The sequence below is a fragment of the Leptospira bandrabouensis genome (assembly GCF_004770905.1).
Taxonomy (GTDB): Bacteria; Spirochaetota; Leptospiria; order Leptospirales; family Leptospiraceae; genus Leptospira_A; species Leptospira_A bandrabouensis.
Map to the genome: position 1 here is coordinate 1,459,745 of NZ_RQHT01000014.1, position 12,517 is coordinate 1,472,261.

Sequence of the window (12,517 nt, forward strand, 5' to 3'; positions counted from 1 at the left end):
ATCTTGAAACCAAACTCTGTTTCCATAAAACTAAAAACTTTCCTTTTTCTATTTTGTATCTTTTCGTTTTTCGTTTGTAAAAAAACAAGTTCAGATACTGAACCTGAATCCAATCTCCCTAACACAACAAAACGTCCGAATGTAATTTGGATTGTGATTGATTCGCTTCGCGGTGATATCATTGGTCGTTATGGTGTCACACCTAACTTGGAATTGTTTGCGGAAAATGCAGTTACTTTCAAGTATCATTTGGTCAATGCTGCTTGGACAAGACCATCCACACTTGTTTTTTTTACAGGCAAATATGCCTCAGCAAATCCTGTCAATTTTTGGGATTATCCTACCACAAAATCTGAGGTTGATGCTTTTTACAGGAGTGAAAAACGTCCTCTACCCAAGTTATTAAAAGATCATTCCTTTGTTACTTATATGGTGGGGAACAATCCGTTTTTAACCGATAAGTTTGGGTTAGGAGTGGATGTCGGCTTTGACCAGTTATACGATTTTTCTAATTACAGCGAAGACACAAAAAAAATTACCAAAAAAACATTTGAAGTTTTGAATGAAATTTCCTCACATGATAAACCGTTTTTTTTGTTTTTAAATTATAACGATCCGCATAAACCTTACACGCCACCCCAAGGATTTACAAACCGAATCCAAACGAACGAAGTTTTGGATGAACGGAAAATGAATTATTTGGGTGAGGTAGCTTTTGTTGATGAGGAACTTGGAAAAGTTTTTGCAGAACTAAAAAACAAAAATCTTTGGGAGAACACGATTGTTCTCATCACAGCGGACCACGGTGAGGTAATGCATGCCGCCCATGCCATCTCTCCTTTTACCGGGACCAATACCTATTATGGACATGGCCAGGATTTATTTTTAGAAAATATCCATGTGCCACTACTGATAAAATTGCCGGGTTCTCATTTGAAACAGTCCATCCAAACCATGACAAGATCCATTGATTTGTTTCCGACAGTACTCGATTATGTGGGTTTGCCGATTCCCAATTCGATCCAAGGAAAATCTTTAAAACCATTGATTGAAAATAAAGAGACCACTAAACGAACGTACTACGGTGAAACTAGGTTTACACAAGGGTATGGAGAAGGACATGAGTTTCTTTTACAAAGGTCTTATCGGTTTCATGAACTTGGAAAATTTTGGTTAGGTTCTGTGGGGAGTGAGTTTTATTTGTATTCGGATACAAAAAAAGATCCGAACCAAGAAAATCCATTAAGAATTTCGAATATTGCTACCATTCAGGATATGAAATTACAACCAGATTTGGAAAAAAAAATCCTTAGGTTTTGGAAACAAATTCGTTCGATGGAACCCAAACTGCCGTTATATCATCTTTCCATCCAACCAGAATCAAAAGATACAGAAATTTTAATCCGTGTTCCCAGTGGAACCATTCGTATGGCATCTTATCCCTCAGATCTTCATTTGGAAGAAAAGGAAAAGTTGGTTCAAATCCAAACCAAACGAAAAGATCCTTTTGAAATTAGTTTTGAAGTGTATCCTGATGTGAGTTTTCCTGAATTTAGTGTATCGTTTTCTAAAAAACAAATTCCTAAATCAGAAATTTTTACAGGATACTTTGGAGTGAGTTTGGCATCTTGTCAGTCCAACTGTGATCTGTTATATGAATCAGGTTCGAAGAGACCAGTCATCCATCCGAATGCAAAAGTTTATTTTTGGAAAGAAGGTGGCCAAAAAAAATCTTATTCTTCCAAACAAGAATTAGGAACCGATGCTTTAGAGATTCTAAAGAAACAAGGTTATGTGCAGTAGTGGGTGATGAATTTATGATTCGAATCAATCATTGTCCTGATTGGTAACAGATACATTTTGCAAAGATTCTCCGTTAAATCCACTCCCTCCCCCACTAAGGGAACCAAATAGAATCGAATAAACCAAATTTCCATCCACAAGAAAATCATCCACTCCTGTGAGGACTACGTTTTGGTAGGTATTCCAATCACTCGATGTAAAAACCAAACTAGAAACGGAACTGGTCCCTTCGGCCACATTGGAACTGGAAACCGGTATGGTGACATTGGAGGTGGGTCTTGCACGCAGACGAACTTGGAATCGGGATTGGCCACCAATTTCCGTAGTGACTAGGTTAGGTGATGTGACAAGGCCACCAGAACTATTGGCGGATGTCCCGCAGGCATTCATGGGATTGGGATCCGTACAAGGAACTATATCGTAAATGTAATTGATATGAGTGGCAGAGATCGATAAAGGAGTGAGGGCACTGTAAATTGCCGAAGGAGTAAATCCAGTTCCTGTTTCCCCAGAGGTGACCACAGAAGCGATCGTATAACTCACATCACCCACTGCTGCTGTGTCGAGTCCTGTCACAGTCACCAGTTGGCCCGTACCAAAATTACTTGGGGTGAAGGTAAGAGGGGCTGTTGGAAAACTCACAAGTCCACCAGGTGTAGTGTTAAAGTTCACGGTAATGTTGGTTGTGGGTTGAGAATCTAAATGGATATAGAACTCAGAGGATGCACCTGATTGGGAAGTGATGACAGTGGCAGGTGTAAATCCAGAACTTGTGATTCCAGCACTATCGTTATCATTCAAAGTAAGCATCGGATAATTCGATGATGGATAGGGATTCACTCCATTATAAAATCCATCAGTCGAAGAAAGGACACCGACAACAATCGCACAAGATACGTTCCCATCATCAACGGCATCATCATTAGGAGTCACAGTGATTGTGTTATGTGCCCCGATGGTATTCCAATTGGCACTCGTGATGGTAAGAGAACTTGTAGAGAGAGTAAATTGAGGAACACTTGGTGCCGCAATCAACTGGCAAGGGAATGTGGTTGTTACCGAAATGGGAACAGTCACGTCGTCTGTCGGTGTTTGGCTGAGAAGCACATAAATAGGGAAGGCAGCAGAGTTTTCGGCTCTTGTCATATTTGTGGGAGTGACAACAGTCACAGGATTTTCCGATGTGCTATAGTTGACAAGGTTAGCTGTGTCGCCTGTGCTTCCCACAAAACTTACATACCATGAAGGCATAGAACCAGTTTCTGTTCCATTGACTGTCACTGAATAACTCACGTTACCATCACTTAAGGCATCGGACACACCTTGGATTTCGACTGGAATGGATGTACTCCAATTGGTTTCATCAAAGATATATTGTTTGGAACTAACGGGTGTTCCTCCATCATTGATCCTACCTTCTGTGGGATCAGAAGTGGTCAAGGTAACTGTCACTTGGTTTCCTGGAATGGGGCGACTTCCCAGCCGCAAACTATACATCGCCGATTGCCCAGCTTCTGTGGTAAAGTAAGGTTGTCCTGAATCCAAAGTGAATAAAATACTGGGAGAAGGATTGTCATCATCGGTAATGTTAATGGTGATGTCAGAAGGATTCATTCCTTCATAATCTGTTCCCGATCCTGTGATGGCACCGAGTGTCAGTGTATGAGTTCTTGTATTGGTTTCATTGATAGAATCATTTACGATAGAGATAGTCACCGTTTGGGTTGTGGAATAATTGGATTGATTGAAAGTCAAACTGGCAGGGGAAAAAGTATACTGCACAGTGTCAGGTAAGTTAAAAGTTTCCCCTGAGATCGGGATGGTAACAGAACCCGTGGCACAAGCCGATAAATTTCCAGGAGTATCACAGGGTGCGGAATTCAAACGAACTGTAAAGGTTCCATCACTTCCCCCTTCGGTAAGGTTTAGCGTTGTGGAGGATATGGTAAATCCTACGGTATCATTGTCTGTGATAGTAACCACCAAATCACCGCTAGCTTCTGTATAACCAGGAAGTGCACCTGTGGGATAAAGTCCAGTGAAGTAGGAACCACTTGCTTGTGGGATATGAATGGTGACGGGAATGTTTCCATCATCAAAAGAATCGGCCACGGAACGAATGGTGACTACTTGAGCCACATCCCATCCACTATCACTGGTGTTCCCGGAATAATTGGCGACTTGACCGTTTGTGGGTGTAAAGGTAAGAGTTCTGGATGCGGCCACACCAGAAGAACTATTGAGAAGAACTGCTTCTGTTCCATCAGAAGCGGTGATAGGTCCAATGGTGACATTGGCATTTGGTTTTAAGGAAAGACGGATTTCGAAGGTTATGGTGGAGGTTCCGTTTTCGACCATAGAAGATGCGGATAAGTTTTGGATACGGACCAACGGTTCATTGCTATCCGTATTGATGGCAGTGACTGCAGGAATAGATATGGAACTATATTTTGGATCTGTGGAAACGGAATTTCCAAAGGAAATATTAACATTTTTATCACCATCATCCACTCCATCTAACACGGATGTTATGGTAACTGTTTGTGGAGTGTTCCAATTTCCCGAAGTAAAACTCAAAGAAGCCGGAGATACAGTAATTTCCGATGTATTGCTGGATGTGATGCTAGGAATGCTAACTGAATTTGTGGGTTCTGAATTTAAAACGACTGTAAAGGTTTCTGTTGAAGGGGTTCCGTTTTCATGAACCATAAGTCCTCCAACTGGTGTGACCGTAAATCCTGCGGTGTCATCATCTGTTACCAAAATGGTAACAGATCCCGGTGGTGATACAGAGTTATACACAGGATCGGCAGACCCACCTGTATCCACAGATCCAAACTGTAAGGTGACAGTCCTTGTGTCTTCATCAATGGAATTGTTATTCGTGGTAATATTGACATATTGGTCCACATTCCAATTGGCATTGGTAAAAACTAAGTTGGAAGTGTTACTATTGGTGATGGTATGATTTTCTGAAATTCCTGTGAGTGTGACTGTAAAACCGGGAGGAGGTTGGGACAATAGATGGATGGCAAAGGAAAGATTTCCCCCATTTTCTGAAATGGTCAAACTACCGGGTGGTGTCAGTACAAATCCAGGAACATCATCATCTGTATTGGTTACAGAAGGAAAAACCGGTCCCGCCAAACCATTGTAATCCGTATCGGCAGAGGTGGCAGCACCTGTAACAATTGAGACAGTTTTGGAACCATCCACAATATTATCATTTACCCCAGTGACAGTGACTATTTTGGGAGTGAACCATTCCCCTGGTGCAAAAGTAAGGGAAGAGGGGGAAGCGGTTCCTTCTGAACTGGGTGTGGCAACAATCGAAGGAATGGTCACAGAGTTTGTCGGTAAAGTATTCATCACCACCCCAAAACTCACAGCACCCCCAGCTTCCGTGGTTGTGAGTCCTGATAAATTAATCACAGTAAAACCTGCGACATCATTATCCACATTGGTTCCCGTGATGATGGGGATTGGTTTTCCCATATAAGCAGGATCATTCGAAACGGTGGGATCGGCTGAGATTTGAAAAGTACTATCGTCTACACTAAAATCATCCACACCAGTGACAGTCACAGTTTGTGGCACATTCCAATTGTTAGGTGTGAATACAAGTTCTACTGCAGCGACAGTTGCTTCTGTTGTGTCATTGGAAACAAAATTTCTGATAGTAACATCTTGCATGGGTCTTGTTTGTAAAACATAGGCAATGGTTCCCGTTTCTCCTGTTTCGGATGTAATGAGTCCCAGTGTAGGACTTGCAGCCACTCCCGAAGTTTCATCATCGGTATTCACAACAAGTAAAACAGGAAGGCCTTGTGCAGAAAATCTAATATCGGAAGTTAAAGTGGTTCCCAGTTGGACTCTATAGTTTTGATTCCCATCAGCAATTAAATCATCCACACCCGCCAAACGAATGCTTTGTGGTGTATCCCAGTTGTCTTCTGTAAATTCCAAATATGTTGCAGATAATAATACACCTTCTGTGGAATCAGAGACTGTAATTGGGCCAATTCTCACTGAACTGCTCGGCTCAATGTTCAAACGAATTGTGAATTCTGCTTGTCTTCCGTTTTCACTCGTGAATAAAAAATTCGGAGCTTCGTAAATGACAGAACCTTGCCCTGCGGTGGAAAGAAAAAATGAACCGAATAACATCTGCAAATTTAACGGTGTTATGGATTGGCAAGAAACGGTGAGAGTGGAAAATACGATAAAAATAGCGGAAATACAGACTCTGAACATGATTCCCTTTTATTCTCGTATGAACCCCATTAGGGTTCTCCCTCTATATATTACGAGAAAAATAGCTTAAATTTATAAAAAATTTCTAGGAAATGCAATAAAACCCAAATGAGCCAAAACCAAAATCAATCCTCTAAAGGACCACTTGCTGGTGTAAAAGTAGTCGATCTTTCTTTGCTTCTTCCAGGCCCTCTTTGTTCGCAACATTTAGCGGACATGGGAGCCGAAGTGATCAAAATTGAAAACCCGAGAGCCTATGATGGTTCTCGTGCGATGTTCAAAGGCAAAACTGGTTATCCCGCTTTATATATGATGTTAAATCGAAATAAAAAAGCGATCACACTGAATCTAAAACGAGACCAAGCCAAAGAAATTCTTTTTAAACTATTAGAAGATGCAGACATCTTACTCGAAGGATTTCGTCCCGATGGAATGGATAAGATGGGAATAGGTTATGATGTCTTAAAAGAAAAATTTCCACGTTTGATTTACTGTGGAATTTCTGGCTACGGAATCTCGGGTAAATACGTAGACTTTGCCGGACATGATTTGAATTATTTAGCGATCTCAGGAGTCCTTGACCAAACAGGAAATCCTCCAAGGCCTGCTGGTTTCCAATTGGCAGATGTGGGTGGAGGAACTCTCACTGCACTTTCTGCGATCCTTGCTGCACTTTATTATAGAGAAAAAACAGGGAAAGGTCAAAGGATTGATATTTCAATGACAGATGCCTCTCTCCAATTTCTTTCGTTATACGGTGGAATTTTATCTGCTTCAGAAAAATCTCCTGAAGCTGGAAACGATATTTTATCTGGTAAATTACCAAACTATAATGTGTATGAAACCAAAGAAGGAAGGTATGTGGCTCTTGGTGCCTTAGAGGATATGTTCTTCCAAACTTTTTTACGAGCTGCAGGAATGGAAAACTTAACCAAAGACCATCCGATGAATGAAGAAAATATTCCGGTCATCAAACAAAAGTTAAATGAATATTTTAAATCTAAAACCTATTCCGATTTACAACCTATCTTCGATAATACAGATGCTTGTCTATCACCGATTCTTAATATGAAGGAAGTTTCGGAAGATCCACATATGAAAGATCGTGGGATGGTCATTGAAAGAAACCACCCTAAATACGGTCCCATTTTACAATTTGGATCTCCGTTTCATTTTTCAGAGACACCTTTTGTGTATAGAAATGACCCACCAGAACATGGGGAACATACCGAAGAAATTTTGGCTGGTTTGGGGTTTGGAAAGGATAAAATTGCGGAGTTTAAAAAAGACCGGGTGGTGTAACAGCTCCCTTGATTTTTTTTCGTAATTTCTTTATTTTGTCCCAGGGGGGAGGTAAACTCTCCCTTAAGTTACAATATGAAGTTATTACAAATCTCAGACCTCCACCTTTCCCAAAATTCCCCCGAGGAAAAGACTTATTCCCTTTCCGTTTTACGGGAAATTTTACAAACAGCTAAGTCTACAAAATGTGATAGAATTCTTATTTGTGGAGATCTTTTTAATACCTTTCCTGATTTAGAAGGTTTACGTTCTGATTTTCTAAAGGAAGTATCAGCTTATTCAGGTTTGATTTATTTTCTTCCGGGGAATCATGAAATTCTCGAGAAAAAAAGAAATAGCAACCGTTATGCGGATTATGATTGGTCCCCCAAAATCAAAGTTTTGGACGTAACTCCTTATTTTTTATTTGAAGATGATGGAATCGAATTTTTATCCATTCCTCACCAAGAAAACTATTCGGAATTGTTACTTTCGCCTCCACCTACTAAAAAAACAAAACTTCGGATTGGCCTTGCTCATGGAACTGTTTCTGGTATGAGTTTTTCTGGTCTTAGTGAGGAAGAAGAAGAGGGTGGATCCTATTTAGATCCAAATTTAATTCAAAGTTTGGGTTTGGATTATCTTGCAATCGGACATCTCCATAAAGCTCGTAAAGGATCTGTTGGTAAATGTGACATTGGTTATGCGGGGTCTTCTCGTGTTTGGCGAAAAGGGGAGTTTGGGCAAAGAGGAGGGATCCTTCTTCATATCGATGGTAACCAAATTACCAAGGAATCTGTTTTTTGGAAATCAGCTGGTGAATATAGAGAAATCATAGTTTCTTTGGATACAGAAGGAAAACCAGAGGAGAGTATCGAATCCTATTTGAAAGGTACAAATCCGAATGATTGGATTGTGTTTCGATTTGTTGGTTATGTAGATTCGATGTCGGAAAAACAAAAATTTCAAGAAACAGTTCTTCGCGATTGGAAATCCAAATTTCGAATTTTGGAATTTGATCCCGATGAATCCCAAATCACTGTTTTCCAACACCTTTCTGAAAATGAATTTGTAAAACAGTTTTTGGATAAAATGAACGAAAGAAAAGAACAAATGGATCCTTTGCTTTGGCGGCAAACTCGTGTTACAGGCATTCGATTGATTTTAGAAGGAAAAAAAGGCCGATGAAACTAAAAATAGAAAACTTCGGTATCTTTTCCAAAAAAGAATTTCCTATTGAAAAAGTGACTGTATTTACAGGGCCAAACGAATCTGGAAAAACAACGATCCTGGATGCTTTTGTATCAGCACTTGTCAAAGTGGTAGGAAGTACAAAGTATGGTGCTCTTCTCAATGCGAGATACAAAGCGGATAGAAATTCTGATTTAGGAATTCCTAAACTTTCCCTTTCTCAAAATTTATATTTAAACTCACTTGTGATTAGGGAAGGGAATATGGATGTGGGATCAGAAAAAGAACTGATCAGCACCATCGAACAAACCATATTTGATAGCGGATACAACCCGTCCCAACTGAAAGAACAAGTAGAACAACTTTCCGCAAAATCAGGAACTAGGAAATCAGCAAAGGATTGGAATTTGGCTTTGGTCGAATTAAATACCGCCAAACAAAAGTTTGATGCATCAGAGTCCAATTTAAATAGGATTTCTGCACAATTTGTTAATTTACCACAATTAGAGACGGAACGTCAAAAAATAAAACAAGAATTGTCGGACACTGATGCGGAACAAACCAAATTACAATCGAAACTTCTAGATTTGAAAGAAGCAGAGCAACATAATGAAGCAGATCGTGTATATAGCCAACTATTACAATGGGAAACAATAGAGTCGCAGTCCAAACAAGAAGATAAAATTCTTAAATCAGGTTGGGATCAAAAATCCAAACAGTTAGATGGAGAACTCAAATCACTTGAACAAAAACAAAGTTTATCCAAAGAGAGACTTTCTGATTTAGAATCCAAATTAGAAACTTCTTCAAACCAAAAAAAACAGATCGAACAAAAATCAAAAAAGTTAGAATCCTATTTTGATTTTTTTGAAACTTGGAAACAAACGATTCGAAAGTTTCAGGAAGAATCTCCTGTGATTAAAAAAATATCTTGGAAACCATATTACAAAAGTTTGGCTATTGTTTCGGGTATTTCTGGTTTATTTTCTCTCATACTTTCATTTTTTTCTGATTTAGGAGTATGGATTTACTTCCTCCCCTTTTTATTTTTTGGAGCATTGCTATTTTTTGTTTTAAGTCCTAAAGACATTCAAACGGAACGGGATGAAGCACAGTGGAACCAAATGGTGAGCCGGATTGCAACCGAAATGGAAACTAAAACTTTAGGAGAATGGAAACCCGATTCCTTAAGTATGGAATCCTTATCTCTTAGTTTCCAAAGGTATGAAAGGGAATATACAAAACAGAAACTAGAATCGGAAAATATGGTGACTGCGATCACAAATATTGAAGAAGAAGTTTCAAGATTGCGAATTGAAGATAAAAAACTCAGTGAAGCCATTTCAGAAAAAGAGAAGGAATTGGCCAGTGTATGGCGAGAGGCAGGAGTTCAGTCTTTATCAGAACTTTCTGAATTATATGTTCAAATCCGTTTGAAAGCGGAGAAGTTAAGAACTCTCGAAGAAACCTTAAAACTTGAATCTAAAAAGTGGGGAACACAAGATTTAAACGAGTTAAAACTGAAACTGAAGGACAAACTGGTCGATTGGGAGAAAAAAGGGATCTCAAAATTATTTTCTTCAGAGGATCGTACCACCAAACAGAGATTAGAAAATGAAATTCAATCACTAACGGAAAAAATCCGTAATTTAGAAAGAACCTTGGTGGAGTTGGAAAAAAAATTAGAGACAGGGAAAGCAGTTTTGGAATCTCAAATGGTGCCAGCGCAAAAAGAATGGGAACAATCAAAACGCGATCTAGAAGCCAAAGAAAAAAGAAAAAACGATTTAGATATTAACTTCCAAGCACTAGAAGTTTTGTCTGAGGTTTTCTCTGAGATGCAAGCAGAGAGTACGGACAAAATGTCCTCCCTTGTGAAATCTTTGCAGACTAGAATGGATGCATTAAGAGGATCTCTTCCCACAAAACAAATCCAATGGAATGGATTTTCGGATGAAATCCAAATCAGCTCCGGTCCGACACAAGAAAATTTGGTATTTGGAAATCTTTCTACTGGAACCAAAGAACAAATTTCCTATGTATTACGTTTGGAATATGCGTTTCGGATCGGTAAACAATTTAACTTACCCTATCTCTTGTTAGATGAACCTTTCCGTCATATGGACGTTACTAGAAGGGATGCGGCACTTACATACACACTACAATGTATATCTAGTGCGGAAGAGGATTGGAAGGTAGTATTTTTTAGTTTTGATAGTGAACTTGTATCCAAAATCAAAGAATTGGCAGAGGGGTTTGGTCTCCCCTGCCAAATTCATGATTTGACTAAACCAATTTCTTAGCTTCCGCAAGAACAGTATCGTAATTCGGTTCACTTCCGATTTCCGGTACAAGTTCCGTATAACGAATGATATCGTCTTTATCCACTACAAATACGGCTCGTGCGGAAAGTCCTGCCAGTGGGCCTCCAGCAATATGAGTTCCGTAATTTTTGGAAAAAGAAAAATCTTTGAACTGAGAACCTGTGATTAAGTTTTTAGAATCGATTCCTTCTGTGGAACAAAAACGTTTCATTGCAAACGGTAAGTCACCAGAGATGATGAGAGTTGTAATTCCATCTTCTTTGGCTGCTCTTTCGTTAAACTTTTTAGTTTCGAGAGCACAAACTGCTGTATCCAAACTCGGAACTGCCACAAGGATTTTTACCTTACCTGCTAGGTCTTTTAATGTAAGGTCACCTAGGTCTTGTTTGGCGACTCGGAAGTCAGGAGCTTTATCTCCCGGTTGGGGAAGGTTTCCTTCGAGGGGGACGGGATTTCCTTTGAGTGTTACTTGGGCCATTGTTATCTCCTTTTTTTAGACTAATTCTAATCTTTTAAAGAATCGATTCTTCGGGAAGGATTTTTTCCATCCAAAGCAAAGATTCCGCAAGTTCGCCTTTTTTGATGGTTTCACTGAGATGACGGACTCGGTCCAAAAGCCAAGTTGGAGAAAGATCGGTGATCTCTTCAAACGCTTGTAATTCTTCTTTATTTAAGGTACCATCAAAGGAAGAACAAAGGGCGAATATGGCGATAGGCCATTTTTGTTCTTCGACAGATAACTTTTGAAAAGAATCCACAAATGCAGGCCAATCATCTAATTCTCTTAAATTATCTTTTTGGGGCAATAAACCAATGAGTCCAAATAACAAATATTCAAAGTTAGGATGAAACGTTTTTGTAAAAACAATGGAAAGTGCAACTGCACGAACACTTGATTCTATAAATATTACATTTCTTTTTTTAGATTTGATTTTTAACATTATGGCATCGGATAACTTTCTTGTGATGATCCGTTTTCGTAGCTCATATAAAATCCAATAGGTGGTTAAACTATCCCAAATCCCTGTCACGGGACCTGAAATATATTCAATTAAAAACCGAATTCCTGTCCTTCCTAAAAAAACCTTTAATAGAAGTTTGGCGGAAATATTAGAAAGGAAAACTTTGCTTTTGTATAAAACAGTCCTAAAGAATAAAGCACGTTCGTTTAGATGTTTATAAGGATCAATTCCATACAATCGGATTCTTGGGTCTGGAATTTCTAAAACCAATCGTGCCATCATTCCTGGGATCGGCGTAATGAGTTCTGGTTCTTCGGCCAGTTCAATGTCTGCATACTGTGCCATTCGATAGGAAAGGTAAAATCCCAATCGAAAGAGAAGATAAAATTCAATGAGTGTGACAAGTGCCAAAAGGAAAACAAATGGAGTTAGGGCCAAAAAAGAAAGTTTATCCAAAGGCCAAAACTGCAGCGGTGGCAGGTAGGTGGAGAGAAAAACGAAGGTTACCGATGGCAGAAATCCAATCCAAAAGGAATAAAAAACTCCCCCAAGTAGGAGGATTTTGGTTTGGGAGGCAAAACTTTGGCCCGAATCTAAGGGTTTTTTTGCTTTGGATTGGATAGAAATAAGAACACGGCGGCCCCACTGTTCTAAAAAACCCGGTTTGTAACGTTCTATACTCATATTTTTTTGCAACCAGGT

At 39.4% G+C, this 12,517-nt stretch carries 7 protein-coding genes; 4 read left to right on the top strand and 3 right to left on the bottom strand.

Features of this window, described 5'->3' with window-relative positions; all coding sequences use genetic code 11:
• The first annotated feature begins 3 nt into the window (after window positions 1-3).
• The gene (locus tag EHR07_RS14095; RefSeq protein ID WP_135745651.1) at window positions 4-1,803 is read left to right on the top strand and encodes a sulfatase; all 1,800 of its coding nucleotides are present in this window, start codon (window positions 4-6) and stop codon (window positions 1,801-1,803) included.
• A 24-nt stretch (window positions 1,804-1,827) separates the two neighbouring features.
• On the opposite strand, the gene EHR07_RS14100 is transcribed toward EHR07_RS14095, so the two are convergent.
• Complete coding sequence (locus tag EHR07_RS14100; RefSeq protein WP_135745652.1) at window positions 1,828-6,057, bottom strand: beta strand repeat-containing protein; 4,230 nt, start codon at window positions 6,055-6,057, stop codon at window positions 1,828-1,830.
• A 108-nt stretch (window positions 6,058-6,165) separates the two neighbouring features.
• On the opposite strand from EHR07_RS14100, the gene EHR07_RS14105 reads away from it, so the two are divergent.
• The 3 genes from EHR07_RS14105 to EHR07_RS14115 all read left to right on the top strand — a co-directional run bounded on the left by EHR07_RS14105 (window position 6,166) and on the right by EHR07_RS14115 (window position 10,832).
• Window positions 6,166-7,359, top strand: coding sequence for a CaiB/BaiF CoA transferase family protein (locus tag EHR07_RS14105; protein WP_135745653.1), 1,194 nt, complete (start codon window positions 6,166-6,168; stop codon window positions 7,357-7,359).
• A 75-nt stretch (window positions 7,360-7,434) separates the two neighbouring features.
• Complete coding sequence (locus EHR07_RS14110; RefSeq protein WP_135745654.1) at window positions 7,435-8,526, top strand: metallophosphoesterase family protein; 1,092 nt, start codon at window positions 7,435-7,437, stop codon at window positions 8,524-8,526.
• Window positions 8,523-10,832: an ATP-binding protein gene (locus EHR07_RS14115; protein ID WP_135745655.1), complete on the top strand. Its 2,310-nt coding sequence runs from the start codon at window positions 8,523-8,525 to the stop codon at window positions 10,830-10,832. Before EHR07_RS14110 ends, EHR07_RS14115 begins: the two co-directional genes overlap by 4 nt.
• Here EHR07_RS14115 and tpx read toward each other — a convergent pair.
• Window positions 10,816-11,331: a thiol peroxidase gene (gene tpx / locus EHR07_RS14120; protein ID WP_135745656.1), complete on the bottom strand. Its 516-nt coding sequence runs from the start codon at window positions 11,329-11,331 to the stop codon at window positions 10,816-10,818. The two genes, EHR07_RS14115 and tpx, sit on opposite strands and share 17 nt — an antisense overlap.
• 34 nt (window positions 11,332-11,365) lie before the next feature.
• Window positions 11,366-12,499, bottom strand: coding sequence for an LBF_2804 family protein (locus tag EHR07_RS14125; protein ID WP_135745657.1), 1,134 nt, complete (start codon window positions 12,497-12,499; stop codon window positions 11,366-11,368).
• Window positions 12,500-12,517 lie beyond the last annotated feature (18 nt).